At 53.0% G+C, this 22,674-nt stretch carries 20 protein-coding genes; 15 read left to right on the top strand and 5 right to left on the bottom strand.

Annotation, left to right across the window (positions count from 1 at the left end):
* Positions 1-212 precede the first annotated feature (212 nt).
* A complete protein-coding gene (locus C3F13_12380) occupies positions 213-1,556 on the top strand; it encodes an oxidoreductase (protein ID PWB52067.1) in 1,344 nt (447 codons plus the stop codon).
* A gap of 241 nt (positions 1,557-1,797) precedes the next feature.
* Here C3F13_12380 and C3F13_12375 read toward each other — a convergent pair whose 3' ends face one another.
* The gene (locus C3F13_12375) at positions 1,798-2,406 is read right to left on the bottom strand and encodes a hypothetical protein (GenBank protein PWB52066.1); all 609 of its coding nucleotides are present in this window, start codon (positions 2,404-2,406) and stop codon (positions 1,798-1,800) included.
* Between the two features lie 456 nt (positions 2,407-2,862).
* Between C3F13_12375 and mvaD the strand changes: the two genes are divergently transcribed.
* From mvaD to C3F13_12350, 5 genes are all read left to right on the top strand, one after another.
* Positions 2,863-3,867 carry a diphosphomevalonate decarboxylase gene (gene mvaD / locus C3F13_12370; protein ID PWB52065.1) on the top strand — a complete coding sequence of 335 codons (1,005 nt, stop codon included), beginning with the start codon at positions 2,863-2,865 and terminating at the stop codon, positions 3,865-3,867.
* Positions 3,868-4,030: 163 nt separating this feature from the next.
* Positions 4,031-5,098: a hypothetical protein gene (locus tag C3F13_12365; protein PWB52064.1), complete on the top strand. Its 1,068-nt coding sequence runs from the start codon at positions 4,031-4,033 to the stop codon at positions 5,096-5,098.
* A gap of 4 nt (positions 5,099-5,102) precedes the next feature.
* Positions 5,103-6,131: a hypothetical protein gene (locus C3F13_12360; GenBank protein PWB52063.1), complete on the top strand. Its 1,029-nt coding sequence runs from the start codon at positions 5,103-5,105 to the stop codon at positions 6,129-6,131.
* Positions 6,128-7,039, top strand: coding sequence for a hypothetical protein (locus C3F13_12355; protein ID PWB52062.1), 912 nt, complete (start codon positions 6,128-6,130; stop codon positions 7,037-7,039). The genes C3F13_12360 and C3F13_12355 overlap by 4 nt, the downstream gene beginning before the upstream one ends.
* A gap of 30 nt (positions 7,040-7,069) precedes the next feature.
* Positions 7,070-7,363, top strand: coding sequence for an acylphosphatase (locus tag C3F13_12350; protein PWB52061.1), 294 nt, complete (start codon positions 7,070-7,072; stop codon positions 7,361-7,363).
* Positions 7,364-7,375: 12 nt separating this feature from the next.
* Here C3F13_12350 and C3F13_12345 read toward each other — a convergent pair whose 3' ends face one another.
* Positions 7,376-8,080, bottom strand: a complete 705-nt coding sequence (locus tag C3F13_12345; GenBank protein PWB52060.1) for a hypothetical protein — start codon at positions 8,078-8,080, stop codon at positions 7,376-7,378.
* Between the two features lie 89 nt (positions 8,081-8,169).
* Between C3F13_12345 and C3F13_12340 the strand changes: the two genes are divergently transcribed.
* Entirely contained in the window at positions 8,170-8,742 is a 573-nt protein-coding gene (locus C3F13_12340; GenBank protein ID PWB52059.1) for a zinc ribbon domain-containing protein, read from the top strand.
* 19 nt (positions 8,743-8,761) lie between these two features.
* Here the strand turns inward: C3F13_12340 and C3F13_12335 are convergent, their stop codons facing one another.
* The 3 genes from C3F13_12335 to C3F13_12325 form a co-directional block, all read right to left on the bottom strand.
* Entirely contained in the window at positions 8,762-10,051 is a 1,290-nt protein-coding gene (locus tag C3F13_12335; GenBank protein ID PWB52058.1) for a phosphopyruvate hydratase, read from the bottom strand.
* 158 nt (positions 10,052-10,209) lie between these two features.
* A complete protein-coding gene (locus C3F13_12330) occupies positions 10,210-11,823 on the bottom strand; it encodes a CTP synthase (GenBank protein PWB52057.1) in 1,614 nt (537 codons plus the stop codon).
* 140 nt (positions 11,824-11,963) lie between these two features.
* Positions 11,964-12,338 carry a hypothetical protein gene (locus C3F13_12325; protein ID PWB52056.1) on the bottom strand — a complete coding sequence of 125 codons (375 nt, stop codon included), beginning with the start codon at positions 12,336-12,338 and terminating at the stop codon, positions 11,964-11,966.
* Positions 12,339-12,659: 321 nt separating this feature from the next.
* Between C3F13_12325 and C3F13_12320 the strand changes: the two genes are divergently transcribed.
* The 8 genes from C3F13_12320 (at position 12,660) to C3F13_12285 (ending at position 22,674) form a co-directional block, all read left to right on the top strand.
* Positions 12,660-13,271, top strand: a complete 612-nt coding sequence (locus C3F13_12320) for an aminoacyl-tRNA hydrolase (protein PWB52055.1) — start codon at positions 12,660-12,662, stop codon at positions 13,269-13,271.
* Between the two features lie 31 nt (positions 13,272-13,302).
* Complete coding sequence (gene mfd / locus C3F13_12315; protein PWB52054.1) at positions 13,303-16,713, top strand: transcription-repair coupling factor; 3,411 nt, start codon at positions 13,303-13,305, stop codon at positions 16,711-16,713.
* Positions 16,714-16,844: 131 nt separating this feature from the next.
* Positions 16,845-17,285, top strand: a complete 441-nt coding sequence (locus C3F13_12310; protein ID PWB52053.1) for a hypothetical protein — start codon at positions 16,845-16,847, stop codon at positions 17,283-17,285.
* 62 nt (positions 17,286-17,347) lie between these two features.
* Complete coding sequence (locus C3F13_12305; GenBank protein PWB52052.1) at positions 17,348-18,379, top strand: alpha-ketoacid dehydrogenase subunit beta; 1,032 nt, start codon at positions 17,348-17,350, stop codon at positions 18,377-18,379.
* A gap of 78 nt (positions 18,380-18,457) precedes the next feature.
* Complete coding sequence (locus C3F13_12300; GenBank protein PWB52051.1) at positions 18,458-19,558, top strand: hypothetical protein; 1,101 nt, start codon at positions 18,458-18,460, stop codon at positions 19,556-19,558.
* Between the two features lie 39 nt (positions 19,559-19,597).
* On the top strand, positions 19,598-20,797 hold the full coding sequence (locus C3F13_12295; protein ID PWB52050.1) for a polysaccharide biosynthesis protein: 1,200 nt from the start codon (positions 19,598-19,600) through the stop codon (positions 20,795-20,797).
* 24 nt (positions 20,798-20,821) lie between these two features.
* Complete coding sequence (locus tag C3F13_12290) at positions 20,822-21,526, top strand: NAD-dependent deacylase (GenBank protein PWB52116.1); 705 nt, start codon at positions 20,822-20,824, stop codon at positions 21,524-21,526.
* 122 nt (positions 21,527-21,648) lie between these two features.
* Positions 21,649-22,674, top strand: a complete 1,026-nt coding sequence (locus C3F13_12285; GenBank protein ID PWB52049.1) for a prenyltransferase — start codon at positions 21,649-21,651, stop codon at positions 22,672-22,674.

The following is a 22,674-nucleotide window of genomic DNA, read 5'->3' as shown; positions in this document are numbered from 1 at the left end:
AGGATAATAACGGCTATGCTTTTTAGGATTGAGCAGTAAGTTATTCACGGATATCCTCCTCAGGCAATCAATTGGGCATATAAATATAGTATATCAAGCTATCCAGGAGTCAATAGATAGCAGCCTTGATTTTAAACTACATAAATTGTATGAATCAATTATTCAGAATTGTGCAATAATAAACAGTGCGTGCACCCGATTCCCAAAGGAGGATGCGTATGAAAGATTATCGCGATAAATCATTCTGGCTGGCGGATTACGGTGAGTATCACCCCAATCCACCCCTGGTGGGAGAGCTCAAGGTCGATATCGCCATCATTGGGGCAGGGTTCACCGGGCTATCAACTGCGTTTAACCTACGAAAACAGGACCAGGGCCTGGAAGTGGCTGTTCTGGAGAGTGAAGTGGTAGGCTTTGGTGCCAGTGGCCGAAACGGAGGCTTTTCGATGACCCTGTTTGGGCTCGAGCCGGCAGTAACGAAAGCGTTGTTCGGCCATCAGAAGACCGTTGAAGCCCATCGGTATATGGAACGCGCCGTTGACTATGTGGATGAGCTTGTCAATACGTATGCCATTCAATCAGATTATTGGTATCCTGGCTTCCTGCGCGCTGCCACCGCGCCGGGCTATGTCAAACGTATTCAACATGACCTGGAAATCCTGACCTCCTTGGGGATCAGCGGGATTGAGTGGATCGAGGCTGAGGGTATCAAAAACGAGGTCAATTCACCCCGTTTCCTTGGAGGCTGGTGGGAGCCACGTTCTGCTTTGTTGAACCCTGCCAAGCAGGTCAGGGAATTAAAAAGAGTGGCACAGCAATTTGGCGCGCAGGTCTATGAAGAAACCCCGGTGTTGGAGATCCAGCGCGGGACTGACTTCACCCTGATCACCCTTTCTGGAAAGGTGGTCGCCAAGAAAGTTATCTTTGCCACCAATGCATATTCGCACCTGATCCCCGAGCTGAAGCGTAAACAAGTGCCCGCCTTTACCCACATGGTGGTTACAGAGCCACTTACCCCGGCCCAAATAGAGCCCATGGGCTGGAAAAACCGCCAGGGGATTGAAGACGCCCGCAACCTGGTACATTACTTCCGCCTGACAAGTGACAACCGCATCGCCATGGGAGGCAGCAACGTCAGTTTGGCATATGGTGAAAACATGGAGCATGACCTGAATCCCCAAACCTTTGCCACCCTTGAGCATGATATCACCTGGTTATTCCCTCACCTGAAGGGGATTGGTATCACCCACCGTTGGGGTGGGCCTGTGTCGGTCCCCATGCAGATGGCGCCTGCGATTGGCTTCCTGGGTGATAAACGGGTGATATACAGCCTGGGCTGTGTGGGGCATGGGGTATCGATGACCCATCTCAATGGATGCACACTGGCTGACCTGGCCCTTGAACGCAAGAGCGACCTGACGGATGTGTGGTTCGTCAACCGGGCGATGATCCCCTGGCCTCCCGAGCCGTTTCGCATGGCTGCGAGCCAGGTGATCCTGGGCTACCTGCACCTGGAAGACCATCTATACGAGCGTCAGCTCGACCAGAAAATCTGAGCAAGCACAAAACACATTCTTAGGCGACGGTTAGGTTTTGCAGCCCGATCGGAGCTGTTGCTTCTACCAGGGCATTATCATCCCAGTCCTTATGAAGCAGCTTGCCTCCTATTTATTTAACTGACACCCTGCTAGCTCTGGAAAATATTTACGTGGCTAGATAGAGAATTTCAGCTATCTGCATGGATGCTATGCTGTTGATTTTTTTACTACTGCATGGCTTTGACTAGTCCGGATATGCTTACGGCGTGGTCACCTTCAGATTATCAAATAACACTTCCACACCACCTTCATCATACGCACACACATATAGACCGATGTCGCCTGACCGAAAATCTGGGTCAGAGGCGTACGCCAGGTGTGTACCATTTACTTCCTCGAGCATCTCACTATAATCACAGGTGAATTTGAGGTGGTTGACTCCATCGACGGTGTCGATCACCTGGTCATTAAAATCCCACTCATGCTTACCCAGATCAGCCCACTCTCCGTCCAGCATCTTGCCGAATCCATAATAACCATCACTGGTGATTCCCGCATAGTAAAAATTATCGTTATCCTTTAGCCGGCAGATTACTCCGTATTCATTGGTCTCAGGACCACGCACTTTTTGAACATCCACCTCAATGGCGATATCACTGAAAGAACGGCCTAAGGTATCCCAAATACAATAATCTAATTGCTCAACGTAAATGCTGTAGCTGCCGTTGGAATAGCTGTTCGAGCCATAATCGTCCGAGTATTCACCCCAGCCACTATCCGGGTTTGAAAAATCATCTTCGAATATTATCTCCGGCACACGGGTTGGCTTGATGGGCAAGATAGGGCCCGATTGAGACTTGTTGCGCATGTTCGCTCCAGGGGTTAGCGCGTTCCATACAGCCGTCGCCTGTACCGTTTGAATGGCACTCAAGCCTGGACCTATCTGCGTGCGGGTAGCATCCAGAACACTTTGAACCACACTGCAGGCGGAGAGCCAGAGCAGGGATAGCAACATTATTGGGAAGACCAAATATCTTATCTTCATAGTACCTTTTTCATGAGGAACAGCCTATCTTTGAAAAATCAATAAATAGCTGCCTGCGTATGTACTTTTATTGGGGACCAAGTACTCACAAAGCTGCGAATATGTCTCACAAAAAAATGGATAGGAGATCAAAACTTCCTTTTCAGTATACAGCGATACGATGCGAAAAGCAATTCTCTCCAAGGAAGAATTGACAGGAATTTTTTTAAAAATGCTAGATCATCATAGCTTAGCCAACAAATCGGATAGTTCGCTTTTTTATCTTCGTGATGATAAACTATGACCATGCAACAAGGCTCAGCCTCTACGAATCCAGTCACGGCCGTCGCTCATCCCAATATTGCCCTGATCAAATATTGGGGCGATGCAGACCAAGACCTGCACATCCCCGCCAATGGCTCGATCTCGATAACGTTGGCGGAGCTTCACACGCAGACCTCTGTGAAGTTTGACTCACAGCTGATTGCTGACGAATTTATCCTAAATGGAAAAGTACAGGTGGGCACGGCCCTGGGACGAGTCATACAATTATTGGACCGGGTGCGTCACATGGCAGGCATAGCGACCTTTGCCAGAGTGAGCAGCGAGAATAACTTCCCAAGCAGTGCCGGGATTGCCTCCTCGGCTTCGGGTTTCGCTGCCCTGAGCCTGGCTGCGTCGCAAGCAGCCGGCTTGAGCCTGGATGAGCGAGAGCTCACCCGCCTGGCGCGTACCGGTTCCGGGTCAGCCTGCCGATCGATCCCAGGGGGATTTGTAGAGTGGAAGGCAGGCTCCAACGACCTGGATTCGTATGCTATTTCCATCGCCCCTCCAGAGCATTGGGACCTAGTGGACTGCATCGCAATTGTAAGCAAGGCTGAAAAATCACACAGCTCTCTGGTAGGACATGCGCTGGCTGCCACCAGCCCGCTGCAGGCAGCCCGCCTGGCGGATGCCCCACGCAGGTTGGAGCACTGCCGGCATGCTATCTTCAACCGCGATTTCGGAGCATTAGCAGAAGTCGTCGAGTTAGACAGTAACCTGATGCACTCCGTAATGTGCACCTCCCAGCCTCCTCTGCTGTACTGGCTACCCGCCACATTAGCGGTCGTTCAAGCAGTACAAGCGTGGCGAAAGGCTGGCTTGCCAACCAGTTACACCATCGATGCTGGTCCAAATGTGCATGTAATTTGTGCTGAGCCTCACTCAGATCACATCAGCCGAAAGTTGCGCGAGCTTCCCGGAGTCAGTGAGGTAATCACTGCCCGTGTTGGTGGGCCAGCGAGAATGATATCCCTGAAGTAAACGTCCAATTGAATAATTTTGCGCCGATCTCAGCCTTAGAATTCTGTTAGAAAGTTTCAATATCGCAAGCCTCTGATAGTTTATCTTTCCAGGAGAGGTATAATTCGTTGATTAATTTGAACTACTAAGGTCGGACAGTACATAATACTACGTAAGGGAAAAAATGACGATCCAATTAATAATCGAATTTGCCATTGGTCTGGTGGTGTTAATCTTCGTCCATGAATTCGGACATTTTATCGTTTGTAAAGCGATCGGTATCCAGGTCGAAGAGTTTGGTTTCGGGTACCCACCCAGGGCCCTGACCTTATTCGAGCATGGGGGTACCAAGTACACGATTAACTGGCTGCCATTTGGTGGTTTCGTCAGACCGAAGGGTGAATCTGACCCCAACGTTGAGGGTGGCATGATGGCCGCTCACCCATTCAAGCGCATCTTAATGCTGTTGGCAGGTCCGATAATGAATTTGCTGACCGCCTTTATCCTGTTCTACCTGGTATTCGCCATCATCGGATCGATGCCCGATCGCAGCCGCGTTGAGCTTGTTGAAGTCGTAGCAGGCCTACCCGCCGCTCAAGCAGGGCTGCAAGCCGGTGATGTGATCGTGAGCATCGATGGGGTGGTAGTTCATTCGCAAGAGGAAGCCCAGACGCAGATTTACAGCCACCTGGGAGAACCCTTGAATGTAGTTTTTATCCATGATGGCATCACGAAAGGGGTGACCGTCACGCCACTGGCTCACCCTGGCAGCTCGGGTGCGATCGGAGTCTTATTGAGCAACCCGATGAAACCCTTCGAAGCTCTGGGAGCGATCCCTGAAAGTGCCACATCCCTGTATGATTATGGCACCCTGCTATTCAGTACTATCGGGCAAGCGATCAGCGGGCAAACCAACGCCTCCGAAGTCCGTCCTGTGGGACTGAAGGGGATGTATGACATGTATTCATACATCGTCAGGAGCCCTACCACACCAGGTATCCCCAAGATAGCCAATGTATTCCAATTTTTTGCGATCATCAGCTTTTCATTGGGTATTATGAACCTGCTCCCCATCCCTCCCCTGGATGGAGGCAAAATTCTTTTCGCTCTTCCAGAGCTCATCTTCCATAAACGAATCCCCATCAAATATGAAGTATGGGTCTCTTCTGTAGCCTTTATCCTCCTGATCATTTTGATGCTGTATATTAATGCTCAGGATTTCATTAATCCAATCCTGACCCCCACACCTTAATGATATGCCCACCAATCAACCGATTCCCTTTAATCTATTGATCGAAGCGTTGCTCGATGAGAGCAAGCCTTTTCCACCACGCTACCTGAACAGATTTTCCGATCTCGACCCTGCTGATGCCTCCACACTGGTTGCTACCTGGTCAAAGATCTCACCCAGGCGGCGCTTCGCATTACTTGAGGATCTTGAAGAGCTTCATCTGGCTGATGACCTCCTGTGCTTCGAAGAAGTAGGACGCATAGCATTAAAGGATAGCGAACCGGATGTGCGTAGGCGTGCTGTGCAGATCCTGCGCGAATATGAACTGGTAGACTTGATGCCGACCTTCATCCACATGTCAGAACACGACCAGGATGCGGAAGTGCGTGCTGCATCTGCAGCTGCGCTGGCAACTTATATATACCTCGGCGAAGTGGAAGACATCTCGCCGAAAAAACTGTTGCAGGTCGAGGAATGCCTGTTAAAACTGACCTCCGGCTCGGATACTACGCTGGTACGCCGCAGAGCGTTGGAAGCACTCGGTTTCTCATCCCGCAAGGAAGTGCCTGAATTAATAAACAAAGCATATGCCTCCCCAGACCTGGATTGGCTGGTTACAGCCCTGTTTGCCATGGGACGATCGGCGAATTCACGCTGGAACCAAAAAGTATTGAAAATGCTAGACCACCAGCACCCACCTGTGCGGGCAGAAGCTGCCAGTGCAGCCGGGGAGCTAGAAATTAACGCCGCAATACCCAGGTTGTTGGAATTGCTCGAAGATAGTGATATAGACGTACGCATGGCTTCAATCTGGGCCTTATCCCAGCTGGGTGGAGAAGGCGTACGCAGGCGGCTGGAGGAAATGCTGGAAAGTACCGATGACGATGAAGAAGCCAACCAGATCGATAATGCCCTGGAAAACCTGGAATTCACCGAAGAGATGAAAGATCTGGCGTTATTGGAAATTCCAGAAGACGCAGAAGAACCGGAGCTTGCCTCAGAGGATGACCTGGACGTTGACACAGATGATTTCCTATCTGAGGAAGAAGATTGAGTAATCTCTTCAGCCTGTTCTTTAATAACCTGTTCCCTATTCTGCTGGCAGCCTGTATCGGTTTTGCCCTGGCAAAATGGCTAAAGATACCTCCACGACCTCTCTCGCAGGTCGTTTTTTATGTGTTCAGCCCCATATTGGTGTTTAACCTGATCATGAATAGCCAGCTGAGCAATAAGGATATCCTTTGGATTCTAGCCTTTGCTCTCACCCTGCTCGTCATCGTCGGGTTGCTCACCTGGCTGGTGGGCGGTGTACTGCGTTTCAACCGCAGCACCCTGGCTGCAGTGATGATCACCACCATGTTCATGAACGCTGGCAATTATGGCTTGCCTCTCACCAGCTTTGCCTTCGGCGAAGAAGCATTGGCTTTCGCCAGTGTTTTTTTTGTGATCAATGCTTTGTTTACCAACACGGTTGGTATCGTGATCGCCTCGTCAGGTTCGATGAGCGTTTGGTCTGCCATCAAGGGGCTGGTAAAATTCCCAGCCACATATGCCCTGATTTTCGGGATTATCTTCCTACAGTTTGGCTGGCAGCTACCTACCGGGCTAGATCGCACCGTGGATTTGCTCAGTAATGCTGCCATTCCCTGCATGCTGGTGCTGTTGGGGATGCAGCTGGTCAACATCCGCCTGGATGGGCATATCAAACCGCTGGTTGTCACCAGCAGTATCCGCCTGCTGATCGCTCCGTTGATTGCCTTTGGCCTCACCCGCCTGTTCGGGATGACCCTTGTTGCCCAGCAAGCTGTGGTGCTGGAAGCCGCCATGCCAGTAGCCGTACTCACCACTATCCTGGCTACCGAGTTTGAGACAGAGCCAACCTTTGTAACCACCGCAGTGCTGGTCACCACACTGCTCAGCCCACTTACTTTAACCCCCCTCCTGGCCCTACTTGGGGCTTAAGGACAATTGTTAACGCAGAAGGATGGAAAAATGACTGAAGAGACCAGCTCACGTTTACATGCCACCATCGCAGGGCGCGTACAGGGAGTAAGCTTCCGGTACTTCGTGATGGAACAGGCTGATAAGCTCAATTTACGGGGCTGGGTGCGTAATCGATGGAACGGCACGGTAGAAGTGACCGCAGAAGGGGCACACCAGGATCTTGAGCTGTTGCTGGCCGCCCTTCGTGAAGGGCCACCCATGGCTGTGATTGACAATGTTTGCTATGACTGGCTCGCTGCAACGGGAGAATTTATTAGTTTTGATGTAGTAAGCACGATCTAAGCCACGCCTACCCTAAGAAAATCCCAGCCCTCTTTCCTTTAAAGACACAAACTTACCACTACCAACGATGATGTGGTCGAGCAGCTTAATATCCAACAGCTCGCCAGCTTGCAGTATGGCGCGCGTGATGGCTACATCATCCGGGCTGGGTGTAGGGTCACCTGAGGGGTGATTATGGATAACGATCACGTTGCTGGCGTTACGCCGGATGGCGGCTTTGAAGATCTCTGCAATACGCACCTGAGAAGAGTTCACGCTACCGCGATAAACCGTCTCGATGTGCTGCACACGGTTGCGGGTATCGAGCAGCATCACCCGAAGCTCCTCTTGCTCCAAAGCGCTCATCTCATATTGCACCATTTCGGCTGCATCTGCAGGGGTATGCACTCCCGGGCGCTCATCGGGTGCTTCGAGCACCAACCGCCTGCCGAGCTCGATGGCAGCTTTAATTTGGGCTGCCTTGGCCAATTTGACTCCTTTTTGTCCGCTCAGCTCTGCGAAGGATGCCCGGTGGATGCCAGAAATACCGCCAAAAGTCTGCAGCAATCGCTGACCCACCTGGACGGCTGTCTCCCCAGCCATGCCGACCCGGAGCAGGATTGCCAGCAGCTCTGCGGTGGTAAGTGATTGAGGACCCAGCTTTGCCAGGCGCTCACGCGGGCGCTCCTCTTCACTCATATCTTTGATCGTATATGCATTAGCTTCCTGACGGCTCATATTCCATCACTCCTCTGGCTGAATCCAGCCATTTGAAAGAGACCGATGATTCCATAACGAGATGCTATAATCAACCCTGGGAGAATCCGATGATCGTTGATCCACAGACCATCAACAATCTTATCACGGCTGGAACGGCCTGGGGGTTGGCATTCCTGGTGGCATTATGGCTTAGCCTGATCTTTTGGACCTACCGGGATATCCGTGCCAGGTCACGCGACCAGCTGTTGCGCATCCTGGCTATTGTTGTGGTCGCCCTGTTATTCCTGCCAGGGATCGTTATTTATCTCATCCTGCGCCCTTCCCACACGCTGGAGGAAGAATACCAACAAACCCTGGAGGAGGAAGCGCTCCTGCAATCCATCGAAGATGTTGCAGTCTGCCCTGGGTGTGGCCGAAAGATTCAGGATGCCTGGATGGTCTGTCCAAGCTGCAACATGCGTTTACGGAAGACTTGCCATCATTGTCGCAAGTTGATGGAGCTGTCGTGGAACCTGTGCCCTTATTGCGGCACACCTGCCCCAGGAAAACGGCGTGAAAACAAGACCATGGATGACGTCACTCGACCAGCCCCACTGGAAGAACAATCCCAACCAGGTGGGGCGTTTACGGTGGTGGAACCCTTCTTGGAAGAAGCTGATAATGAAAACGGCGCATCGTGAGATGCGCCGTTGCTTTTTCCTACCGCCTTAGGGCTTCCCAGCCGGCGTATTTAGCGGTCTCCCCTAATTCTTCCTCAATCCGCAGCAGCTGGTTGTACTTGGCTACCCGGTCGGAACGGGCAGGTGCACCAGTCTTGATCTGGCCCATGTTGAGGGCCACTGCCAGGTCAGCGATGGTGGTATCTTCCGTCTCACCCGAGCGATGGGAGGTGACAGCTCGCCAGCCAGCTCGGTGGCAGGTCTCAACCGCTTCGATCGTTTCTGTTAGGGTGCCGATCTGGTTCAGCTTGACCAGCAGGGCATTGGCAGCTTTCTCCTTGATCGCCCGACGGACCCGTTCTGGATTGGTCACCAGCAGGTCGTCACCTACGACCTGAATCCGGCTACCCAGCTCTTTTGTCATCAGTACCCAGCTTTCCCAATCATCCTGGGCCAGTCCATCTTCAATCGAAACGATGGGATATTGGTCTACCCAGGATTTCCAGAAGGCTACCATTTGCTCACCGGTGAGCTTCTTTCCTTCTTTCCGCAAGTTGTACGTGCGGGTTTCCTCATCAAATAGCTCAGAAGCGGCGGGGTCAAGGGCAATTCCGATCTGTTCACCGGGTTTATATCCAGCCTTCTCGATAGCGGTCAGGATAATTTCCACTGCTTCATTATTTGCTTTCAATGCTGGGGCATATCCACCTTCATCACCCACCAGGGCCGTGTAACCGTGTTCTTTCAGCACGGATTTTAAATTGTGATAAATTTCCGCACTCCAGCGCAGTCCTTCAGCAAAGGTTGGGGCTCCCAGGGGCATGACCATGAACTCCTGTGCATCGGTAGATTGCCAGCCGGTGTGCGCGCCACCATTGAGTATGTTCATCATCGGGACGGGAAGCACATGGGCATACACCCCGCCAATGTAGCGGTAAAGGGGCATCCCCAGGGATGCTGCAGCCGCCTTGGCAACTGCCAGGCTGGTCCCCAGCATGGCATTAGCCCCCAGCTTTGATTTATTCGGCGTACCATCCAGGTCGAGCAGGATGGTATCGACCATCTTCTGGTCGGCAGCGTCCCAACCACTCAGCTCTTCGGAGATTGCCCCGTTGACATTCTCCACAGCCTTGGTCACGCCTTTGCCCATGTAGCGCCCCTTATCACCATCACGCAGCTCCAGGGCTTCATGCACCCCAGTGGATGCACCCGAAGGGACGGCTGCCCGGCCCATCGAACCATCCAATAGCACCACTTCTACTTCCACGGTTGGGTTACCTCGTGAATCAAGGATCTCACGGCCCAACACAGATTCAATTAATGTTTCCATTTGTTGCCTCTATTCTTTTCGGAAATTTACATCACAATAATGTGATGATCTTTGCTTTGTGAAAACAGCCACTATTTTACCGCATTTAGACAGGTTTTCCAGCCGTTTTTTCCCGAGAGTAAAGATTCAAGAAAGAAACAGAATTCAAAGGCTGGTGATTAATTGATACCTGCCCTATCTTTGGCGGCTTTGATGAATGCCACGAAGAGTGGATGGGGTCGGTTCGGGCGAGATAGAAACTCAGGGTGGAACTGCGTGCCCACCATGAAAGGATGATCATCCAGTTCAGCGATTTCCACCAGCCTGCCATCGGGTGAAATCCCCGAAAAGCGCATCCCGTTCTCTACCAAAATATCGCGATAGGTATTATTGAGCTCGAAGCGGTGCCGATGGCGTTCCTGCACCAGAGTTTGCTGGTAGGCATCACCGGCGATCGAGCCCTGTTGAAGCTGGCAGGGATACAAGCCCAGCCGCATCGTCCCACCCATATCGATCACCCCACGTTGGTCGGGCATCAGGTCGATCACCGGGTAGGGGGTAGACCGGTCGAACTCGGTGGAGTTTGGTGTCTCGTTTTTAAAGATCATTCGCGCAAAATCGACCACCATCAGCTGCATCCCCAGGCACAGGCCAAGATAGGGTACCTTTTTCTCCCGAGCGTAACGGGCGGCCTGTAATTTTCCTTCGATGCCGCGTGAACCAAAGCCTCCGGGCACCAGGATGGCATGCGCTTGCTCGATCTCTTCCCAACCACGCCCTTTTTCGAGGTCCGAAGAGTGCACCCACAGGATTTCCACTTCAACGTCTAGAGCAAGCCCGGCATGGTGCAGCGCTTCCCTAACGCTCATATAGGCATCATGTAATTCGACGTATTTCCCAACCAGGGCAACCTTCACCTTCGGCTTGGGGAGGGCTACCTTTTTTACCAGGGCTTCCCAGCCGGTCCAATCAGGCTGGAGGCGGGCTGCCAATCCAGCCCGTTTAAGCAAATATTCAGCTACCCCGGCCTTTTCAAGTTTCAAAGGTACTTCATATAGAATTGGCGTCGTCACCATCGGGACGACTGCCTTCTTCTCTACATCGCAGAATAAAGCTATCTTATCGCACAGGTCTTCGCCCACCGGGTAATCGGAGCGCGCCACGATCATATCGGGTGCGATGCCGATCGAGCGCAGCTCGGCCACCGAGTGCTGGGTGGGTTTAGTCTTCAGCTCATCTGTCGCGCCAATATGGGGCAGCCATGTCACATGAATATAAATGGTGTCCTCCCGGCCGATATCCGAGCGCATCTGACGCAGCGCTTCCAGGAAAGGTAGCGACTCAATATCACCCACCGTGCCGCCGATTTCAACCAAAACGATCTCTGCCCCGGTGGTCTTGGAAACCAGCATGATGCGGCGCTTGATTTCATTGGTAATGTGGGGGATGACCTGGATTGTCCCGCCCAGGTAATCACCGCGCCTTTCCTTGGTGATCACCTCAGCATATACCTGACCGCTTGTGAAGTTGCATACCTTGTTCAGGCTGGTATCGATGAACCGCTCGTAATGGCCCAGGTCCAGGTCGGTTTCGGCCCCATCATCCAAGACGTACACTTCACCGTGCTGATAGGGACTCATCGTGCCGGGATCAACATTAATGTATGGGTCTAATTTTTGGGCTGTGACGTTGAAGCCGCGTTCTTTCAGCAACCTGCCGATCGCTGCCGCAGTGACACCCTTGCCCACTGAGCTGACCACACCACCTGTGAAAAAGATGTACTTAGTCGACATGCTTTCCTCCGTACAGTTCAACGCTTAATCAAAATAATCCGCATGATGATAACTTCCAAATAAAAAAGGCAGTGGGGAGGGCCGTTGGACGGCAGCCTCCCCACCGTAATCTGCAGGATGTTCCGGTTTGGCCGGGTAAATCATGCCATCACCTTCTCAATGTCATCGGCTGCCCTTCGCATTTCAAGGAAGACCAGGCCAAGCTTTGCCTGAGGACCTGCCAGGGCAGTCAGGACAGCATCTGCACCAATCGATGTAAGGATGACGAAACCATTTAAACCCCTGATATATACTTGTTCCAGACTGCCACGGCCCAGCTCAGTGGAAATTCGCTCACCCAGGCTGAGCATGGCAGCAGACATGGCAGAAACACGGTCTTCCTCCACCTCATTGGGTAGTGCAGAGGCGATGATTAGCCCATCCACAGACACGACCGCGGAGGCTTCAATATCTGGCGAAACAGACTGCATCTGGCGTAATCTTGTCACCATTTGTTCCGTGCGAGTTAGTGTCATGGGTTGCCTTACCTCACAGATGAAGATAAAACCACAATCAAAAAGTTTACCATAGTTTTATCAAAGCATCGAGTAAGTTATTACTGCAGACCTTGGATCCTTACTGTTATCTGCCGGGGAATTTGATGAGCGCCGGGTTTTATGTTATAGTAAGCGGTTGCCGAGTGGTATCGGTTAATCTTATGGTATGGGATATTGTTGGTAAATAAATTGCATATCTTGAAACAAAATGGGAGCATGAGCACTTTATGATCCAGCCAACCAGTCTCGAAGTTGCCAGCAGGTGGCGAACATCGTCAATTTATGCAATCCTGGAGGCGTATGACTGAATCAGATGATAGCCTTCAAATCCAACCCACCCAACGCCAAGGGCCTTTTTTAATCGCGGGGCTGGGTAACCCGGGCAGGCAATACGAGAACAACCGCCATAACGTAGGTTTCATGCTGGTAAGCCGCCTGGCAGCAAAGCTTGACACAAGCTTTGGGCAGGTACAGTCACGTGCCCTGGTGGCGAAAACTTCCTATTTCGGTGAGAGGGTAATCCTGATTAAACCTCAAACTTTTATGAATGAATCCGGCAAAGCAGTCAGCTCCCTGGTACATTTCTACAAGGTTCCCATAGAAAACCTGCTGGTGGCCTATGATGACGTTGATTTGCCTTTGGGGACGCTTCGCATCCGCCCGTTCGGTGGCTCGGCTGGCCAAAAGGGGATGCAGTCAATTATCGAGCGTCTGGGGACCGACGAATTCCCTCGCTTGCGAATCGGCACGGGCAGGCCGCCGGGTAGGATGGAAGCCGCAGATTACGTGCTGCAAGACTTCCCATCCAGTGACGCCGAGCTCTTGAAACAAACCCTAGATAGGGCGGTTGAGGCTGTACTGACCTACACTCGGTTCGGTCTGGAGCGGTCAATGAACTTGTTCAATGGTTGAGCCGGCATTTGTGAATTTACTCTAAAATAATATGGAACTTGATGGAATAATCGATTCGATTGTATCGGCATCTGGCGAGTTGTTCAAGCTGATTGAGCTGGGGCAGGCTATCCCTCCCCTTGGAATCAGGCGGTCTGCCCGCTTACCATGGCTGGCAGCCTTACGCCAGGCTGCTGAACGACCGATCCTGCTCATTACCGATCGCAATGACCATGCCCTCACGCTTGCGGATGAGCTGGCGTTATGGGCACCCAAGCTACCCCTTCTTTTCTTCCCAGAACCAACCCCCCTGTTTTATGAAAATGCGACCTGGGGTTTGACCACCCGGCGCGATCGCCTTATGGTGCTTTCAAGCCTGGCCGGATACCATATTCCAGGTGGGGTAAAACCCCCGCCACCGATCATCATCACCCCGGTGAGAGCTTTGATGGTGCGCACACTTCCCAGGCGGGAATTTCTCAAGATTTTGCGCACCATCAAGGTCGGGCAGGTCGTCCAGCCAGACGAGCTGTTACGCGCCTGGGTTGCCATGGGATATGAACATACCAATATCGTGGTGAGCCCCGGTCAGTTCTCCCGCCGGGGTGGCATCCTCGATATCTGGACACCTTCAGCGGAGCAGCCGGTGAGGATTGAGCTGTTTGGGGATGAGATCGACACGCTACGCTGCTTTGATCCGGCTACCCAGCGCACGATTAACACCATCGAGCGCCTACCGATCTCACCGGCACGTGAATTCATTACCCCAGACACGGAAACCCTGCAGAAATTAGCTATTGAGCCAGGCAGCCTGTCAGAATTTTATATCCCCGTGCTTCACCCCGAGCCTGCCAGCTTGCTGGATTACCTCCCTTCGCAAAGCCTGGTCTTGGTCGATGATGAGCAGGCTGTGCGGGATAGCGTCCAGGAGGTCGAAGAGCAGGCAGTAGGATTGCGTCGCGATTACATCAAGGATAGCGAGCTGCCGGAAGATTTCCCCATCCCGTATCTCACCTGGAGTGAGCTCGAAGACACCCTGGCAGGTAAACAAGCCATCGATCTTGGCTTGCCTGTGAATAATGAAGCCCTGCCAGGTAGACCGACCAATATCGCGGATAGCTTCCTGCCCGGAGTACGCTTCGCAGGCCAGCTCAAGCCGTTGATGGAGCACCTGGACCAATGTTGTGCCCAGAGTGAGCCCATCATCATCGTCTCACGCCAATCCGCCCGCTTGCAGGAGCTGTGGAAGGAACATAACCCGTTCACACCTTCCAGCGAATGCCTGTCCTTCTATGATGCCAGCCTGTCGGAAGGCCTGACCTTTGCCGCTCCTGGAGAAAAGCCCATCCACCTGTTCACTGATGGTGAGATCTTCGGCTGGCGCCGGCCTGAGTTACGACAACGACCGCGCCCGATGGCTGAAGCCCCTGAAGCTGCTTATGCCGACTTTGAACCTGGTGACTGGGTGGTGCATGTCGATTACGGCATCGGCCGGTTTATCGGCCTGGTTGAACGTAGTGTGGATGGAATCGAGCGCGAGTACCTGGCGGTTGAATATGCCGAAGGCGACCAGCTGTTTGTGCCAGTCTACCAGGCTGACCGCCTGACCCGTTATATTGGGCATGATTCCCACGCCCCAACACCTACGCGCCTAGGTAGCCCTGAGTGGCGTACCACCAAATCACATGTAAAGGAAGCGGTTGAGGAGGTAGCCCAGGATCTCCTTGATCTATACGCTCACCGGAACGTCGTTGAAGGTCATGCCTTTGGCAAGGATGCTCCCTGGCAGAAGGAGCTGGAAGCGAGCTTTCCATATATCGAGACAACCGATCAGCTCAGGGTTATCTCGGAAGTCAAGCAAGACATGGAAGCGGTAAAACCCATGGATCGCCTGATCTGCGGGGATGTTGGTTATGGCAAGACCGAGGTTGCTTTACGGGCTGCCTTCAAGGCGGTCATGGATGGGAGGCAAGTAGCCATTTTGGTCCCGACCACCGTGCTGGCCCAACAGCATTATCACACCTTCACCCAGCGCCTGGCACCTTTCCCAGTGGAAGTGGAAATGCTTTCACGCTTCCGCACCCCACAACAACAAAAAGACATCCTCGAGAAGTTGTCTATTGGAAAGGTGGATATCATCATCGGTACCCACCGCCTGCTGCAGGGTGATGTCGTATTCAAAGATATGGGCTTGTTAATAATCGATGAAGAACAACGCTTCGGAGTTACCCACAAGGAAACCCTGAAAAAGATGCGCACGGAAGTAGATGTGCTGACCCTGACAGCCACGCCTATCCCGCGCACACTATACATGACATTGACCGGAGTACGCGATATTTCCACTATTAACACGCCTCCCGAAGAGCGCTTGCCAATCATCACACATGTGGGTCCTTACTCGCCCACCCTCGTCCGCCAGGCGATCCTGCGTGAGCTAGAGCGAGGTGGCCAGGTTTTCTTCGTACATAATCGGGTACAAACGATCGGTGCCATGCGTTTTCACCTCGAAAAGCTGGTGCCGGAGGCTCGCGTGGTGGTGGCTCATGGCCAGATGGCAGAAGACCAGCTCTCGCAGCGTATGGAGCAGTTCTCCAATGGTAATGTGGATATCTTGCTCAGCACCTCGATTATCGAGTCGGGGTTGGATATCCCCAATGCCAACACCCTGATCGTGGACCGGGCGGATACCTTCGGCCTGGCCCAGCTCTATCAGCTGCGAGGGCGTGTGGGACGCGGTGCCCAGCGCGCTTATGCCTACTTCTTCCGTCACAAGCACCTGGCTCCCACCATCGAAGGCCGGCAACGCCTGGAGACAATCGCAGAAAACACCCAGCTTGGCGCCGGCTATTCCATCGCCATGCGCGACCTAGAAATCCGCGGTGCAGGAGACATTCTTGGCACACGCCAGCACGGATATATCGCCTCGGTGGGCTTTCACCTGTACACCCGATTACTCGCCGATGCCGTGCAACGCTTACGCGTTGGTAAACCTGTTCCAGTGTTAGCCCAGGCTTTACAGGCTGATCAAGCGGCACCGGGGCTACCCATTTCAGTCGACCTGCCTCTCGCAGTGAGCCTACCTGCCAGTTATATTCCCGACCGGCAAACACGCACTCGATTGTATAGGCGGCTGGCCGACCTGCGTACTCAGGATGAGATCGACGCCCTTGAAGGTGAATTCATCGATCGTTTTGGCCCCCTGCCAGCTGAAACTCGCAACCTGTTTTACCAGCTTAAGGTGAAGATGCTGGCAGACAAGGTCGGTCTTGCCTCCATCAGCGCCGAAGGTGGGCAGATTATCCTCCGCTATCCCCCCCTGCCTGAAGGTGAAACTTCCCGCCCGATTCCCGAGCTGGGCGGTGATATCCGCACCGGCAAGAATGCCATTTGGATACCCATCGCAGCGCTGGAAAGTTGGCAGGATCAGCTAATTGTGGTTTTGCACCAACTTGAAACAGATTGACGCCACCAGGGTGCTATTTTCCCGCTGTTGAGATAAAATATACATGGGACCACACCAATTCTCATCGCTTTGCCATAATCACAATCCTTCGTAAGGAGGATCAGTAAGCCTGAGAAGCTGAGGAGGCAGGTATGAACTACAAGGATTTCCAAAATCGTGTCGATTATGGCACCCAGATGTTTGATGCTGGGAACCTGCAGGCTGCCTTGGAAGCGTTCACTTCTCTGGTAAACAGCGATATTTCTGATCTCGATAAATCGTCAATGTGCCTCAACATCGCTGTGATTTACGATAAGCTGGGTAATCTCTCCCTATGCCTGGAATGGTATTACAAAGCGGTCCAGCTGGAAAAGCCCCATTGCCGATTCGAGGCCCAGGAATATCTGGCGACCTATCTCAAGCAGATCAATAAACCGCGTGAGAGCTTGAAACTACTGGAAAGCGTGCTTGCTTCCACTCACCTCACCGAAGCTGAAAAAGTCCGCGTGCGCGAGAATATCGAAAGCTTGAAGGTTGAGATTAATAAACCAGTGTACCGTCGGCCTGGGGGACCAGAAGAAGGCTCTGGTTGAGTTCCCAAACCCACAAGCTGCCAGGTGAGCTCCAGCTCCCCGCGCTGAGTTGACCATCCCCCATGCCATCTGTCCTGGAATCGCTCAATACAGCCTTGCATCGTGCGTTCTCTGAGAACGAGCAGGTATATTGTTTAGGTGAAGATGTTCTGGACCCGTATGGAGGTGCCTTCAAAGTCACCAAAGGACTGTCCAGCGCCTTCCCCAGCCGGGTGCTCACCACGCCCATTTCTGAAGCAGGCTTCGTCGGCTTGGCAGCCGGGATGGCCCTGCGAGGCTTACGCCCAGTGGTGGAAATCATGTTCGGCGATTTTGTCACCCTGATGGCAGACCAGCTGGTCAACCACATCAGCAAATTCCGTTGGATGTATAACGAGCAGGTGAGTGTGCCCCTTGTGATTCGCACCCCCATGGGTGGCAGGAGGGGTTACGGCCCCACACATAGCCAGAGCCTCGAAAAGCTATACCTGGGAATCCCAGGTCTGCAGGTGATCGCACCGGTGAGCTTTTGCCAGCCGGATGGTACTGGTAGCCCGGGCGACTTACTCTATCGTTGCGTTCTACAGGCAACGGACCCTACACTATTCCTGGAAAACAAGCTGGGGTATTTACTCCCCGTCCAGGCGCAAAGCGACCTGGCAGAATTCAACCTAACTGTGCAGTTTTGTGGTCGCGAAGCAAGATTCCCCTTCTACATGCTCGCCCTGCGGGCTGCCCCCGCTCCTACGCTGACCATTGCAGCCTATGGTTATATGGCAGAGCTTGCCAGGCAGGCAATCCAGCGCCTGGCTTATGAACATGAGCTGTTTGCTGAGCTCGTCGTACCGACTCAGCTCGCCCCCTTTGATGTTGGGCCGATTGCCCAGTCAGCCAGCCGTACCGGTGCTCTTCTGGTGCTTGAAGAGGGCACCCACAGCCTGGGCTGGGGCGCAGAGATTGTCGCCCGGGTGGCTGAAGCTCAGGCAGGAAAGATGCTGACCGTGAGACGGCTTGCAGCCCAGGAATTCCCCATCCCGGTTTCGCCCGCACTTGAGCAGGCTATCCTGCCAGGAGTCGACGATATCCTCCGGTCTGCCGTTGAGATGAGGTGTTGACCCGTGTGTTATGAACCTAATTTCCCCTTTCACAGCCAATATTCCACCCGTTAATGTTAAAATTCATCAAGAATCCATATGAACATGCCTGAGCCAACTCGCATCCTCATCCCATTGATAAATCCCAACGAGCCCGGGGCTTTGCTGGCTGAGCTGCTCGTTGTCGAAGGTCAGTACCTGGTGCGGGGTACCAAATTGTGCACCCTGGAGACTACCAAGTCCACCCTGGAGCTGAGTGCTGAAGCTGACGGCTACCTGGTAGGCTTGACGCATCAGGTTGGACAGACTGTCCAGGCGGGTGAGATTTTCGGCTACCTGGCAGGTTCACCAGATTGGAGGCCTCCGGCGATCCCCACCGCCGAGGAAACCGGTGGTACAGTACCGGCTAACCTGCGCATCAGCCAACCGGCACTTCAGCTGGCCCACAAGCACAACCTTGACCTATCCCAATTCCCAACCGATCTGTTCGTCACCGAGAAGATGGTGCTGGAGAAGATTAACCTGGCGGCTGCTTCAACAGTTGATTTCCAGGGGAAGCATTTCCAGCCAAACGCAATCATTGTGTACGGCGGGGGTGGTCACGGTAAAGCCCTGATCGACTTGATCAGGTATCTGGACCGCTATACCGTCATCGGCATCGTCGACGATGGCATCCCTGTCGGTACTGAAATCATGGAGGTCAGCGTGCTTGGCGGGGCAGGTATCTTGAAAGAGTTGGAAAAAGCGGGGGTACACCTGGCAGCCAACGCAGTGGGCGGCATTGGGAATATCGCCCCTCGCCTGGGCGTATTCGAGAATCTTACAAATGCCGGCTTCAGCTGCCCAACGCTGGTTCACCCGATTGCATTTGTTGAGCCCAGTGCCGTGCTATCCGATGGCGTGCAGGTGATGCCGCATGCTTATGTGGGCAGTGAGGTGCATGTTGGTTTCGGAGCCATCATCAACACCGGAGCCATCGTCTCACATGACTGCATTTTGGGAGATTTCTCCAATCTTTCACCAGGTGCGATCCTGGCCGGTGAGGTGACCATTGGGGAAGCTACCCTGGTTGGGATGGGTGTCACGATCAATCTACGCGTGAAGGTGGGTGACCGGGTCCGCATCGGCAATGGAGCCACCATAAAACGCGATGTACCCACTGGCAGCATTGTCCGGGCAGGCACTATCTGGCCGGATTAAAACCCATATTGTCATTAATACCTGGATTGCCTTAATTCTATGACTCCATTTGATAACCTTCCTGCAACACCACCCATCAGTATGTCTTCCCCCGATCTGACCGAAGAGGAACGCCAGGCAGTCGCCCGGGTGATGGCCACACCTAGCCTATCGATGGGAGACCAGATCAACCTTTTCGAGGAAAGCGTCCGGAGCTACACGGGCAGCAAGCATGCCGTGGGGGTCTCTTCCGGTACGGCAGGTTTGCATTTATGCGTCAGGGCGGCCGGGATTAGCCCTGGCGACCTGGTGATCACCACACCTTTTTCCTTTGTTGCTTCATCTAACGTTCTACTATATGAAGGAGCTGTGCCCGTATTTGTGGATGTTGAGCCTCGATCAGGCAATATCGATCCATACCTGGTCTTCGCAGCCACCCAAGACATCATGCAAGGCGGTCGGAGTGCCCAGGCCTGGCTGCCTCCGAAAGGCGCCAATGCTGATGCTAAATTGAAAGCTATCCTACCCGTGGATGTCTTCGGCCAGCCGGTTGACTTTGAGCTGATCTTGAACACAGCCTGGAAGTACAAGCTGAAGGTGATTGAAGATTCCTGTGAAGCACTGGGGGCATCATATAAAGGACACACTGCCGGTACCCTGGGTGATTATGGTGTGTTCGGCTTCTATCCCAATAAGCAAATCACCACCGGCGAAGGTGGGATGATCATTACCGATGACGAAGACGCAGCTTTATTCATGCGCGCCTTGCGTAACCAGGGCCGAGCCCCAGGCGATACCTGGCTGCAACATACCCACCTGGGGTATAACTACCGCCTGGATGAGATGAGTGCCGCCCTTGGGCTGGCGCAGATGAAGCGCCTGGATGAGCTGATTGCGAAGCGAGAGAAAGTTGCTGGCTGGTATAACGAGCGCTTGTCCGAGATCCCCGGGGTTGAACCACCACAAATCGCCAGGTATACCACCCGGGTGAGCTGGTTCGTGTACGTCGTACGCTTCGCGCCTGGCATCGAGCGAGACGAGATCGCCAGGAAGCTGGGAGAAAAGGGCATTCCCGCCCGGCCCTATTTCCTGCCCATTCACCTGCAGCCCTTCATGGTGGACCGCTTCGGCTACCAGGAAGGCGCCTTCCCCGTTACAGAAGACCTTGGACGGCGAGGCCTGGCTTTACCGTTCTCCGGCGTAATGGAGGAGGCCCAGATTGAAAGAGTCTGCCAGGTGCTGAGAGAAGTTATCGTTTAGTGTGGTTCTTCAAGTCGAATGACCATCAAAAGAAGCTCATCGAAAATCACCATCTTAACCGGTTCGGGGATCAGCGCGGAGAGCGGACTTCCTACCTACCGCGATATGAACGGCCTGTGGAGAAATTATGCCTGGGAGGAAGTAGCCAGCCCGGAAGGCTGGCTTAAGAATCCTGCCCTGGTACTCGAGTTTTACAATGAAAGGCGCGCAGCAGCCTGGAAAGCCAAACCCAACGCTGCGCATTTGGCGATCGGCAAGTTGGAGAATTATTATGATGTGGTGGTGATCACCCAAAATGTGGACGAGCTGCATGAACGGGGTGGATCGAAGTATGTCATCCATGTGCATGGCAACCTGGCATATGCCAGAAGCACCAGGTATCCTGATCTACGCTACCGTATCGATGGAAATCCGATCACCCTCGGACAGCTCGGCGAAGATAATTGCCAGCTCCGCCCTGATGTTGTATGGTTCGGTGAAGAAGTATTGAGCTTAGACGAGAGCCGATTGCATGTTGCTACAGCAGACATCGTGTTGGTCGTGGGGACCTCACTGGCAGTGTTTCCTTTTGCCTCGCTGGTCTTCCTGGCACGCAAAGATGCCGAAAAATGCCTGGTTTCCCTGGAAATGCAGGCGATTCCGTCTGGATTTAATTACTATCAGGGCAGTGCAGTAACGATCGTTCCTGCGCTTGTGGACCAATGGATCTCCGCCGTGGAATCAGCCTGAAATTTCACGCCCTTCTGAGCCGATGATATGAGGCAGTCGGGCGATCCTCATAGATTCATACCTTGCACCTATCAATATTTAAAGGGTATACTTGGTCGTCATTTGTAAATTAGGAGTGGTTTATGAATATATCAATGTGGCGTAGAGCTTTGCAGGTCATCCCGCATGTGTCCAATGAGGAATGGAACAAGCTGGATGTGATTTCAAAATGGTTGATCTCCACCCGGGCTGCAGTGTTGATCATGACTTTTTTGAGTGGGGCTTTTGCTGGTATCTTCGCCTTTCGCGATGGAAAGTTTGATTTATTAAAGTGGGTCCTTCTGACCCTTGGGTTGATCTTCTCGCATGCCACAAATAACCTGTTAAACGACTATACCGACTTCAACCGGGGCGTGGACAAGGATAACTACTACCGGGCACAGTATGGTCCACAGCCATTGGTGCATGGCCTGATGTCCAAACGCCAGCACCTGACCTACGCGGGTGTCACCGGTGCGATTGCCCTGGTCATGGGCATCCTGCTCGTGATCCTCACCCACAGCTGGTGGACGGTCTTGCTCCTGGGTTTGGGCGTTTTCTTCGTGTTATTTTATACCTGGCCATTGAAATATATCGCCCTGGGTGAGCTCTCCGTTTTATTGGTATGGGGTCCGCTGATGATCGGTGGAGGCTACTACGTTATCACAGGTGCGTGGAGCTGGATCGTGGTATTGGCCAGCCTGCCATACGCTTTAGGCGTGACCGGGGTGATCTTCGGCAAGCACATCGACAAGTACCAGATGGATAAGGATCGCAAGATTCACACCCTCCCGGTGGTGATCGGTGAGAAACCAGCCCGCGTCACTTTGGTGGGCATGCTCATCTTGCAATATATTCTCGTCTTCGTCCTGGTATTGAACGGGTATTACACCCTGGTGATGGCAGCAGTGCTCTTGGCGATCCCCACGATGCGGAAGATCTGGCCGATGTTCAAAGCCCCCAAGCCCGATGAAAAACCTGCCGATTACCCGGATGTATGGCCAAATTACTTTGTGGCAGCCGCCTTCATCCACAACCGCAGTTTCGGAGTATGGTTCATGCTGGCGTTGATCGTCGACTCGCTGCTGACGGTTTACTTCCCGACCATCTTGAGGATTTCCCTATTCTAA

The organism is Anaerolineales bacterium (assembly GCA_003105035.1).
Lineage (GTDB): Bacteria > Chloroflexota > Anaerolineae > Anaerolineales > UBA4823 > FEB-25.
This window is presented reverse-complemented; position numbering and strand designations above follow the sequence as displayed.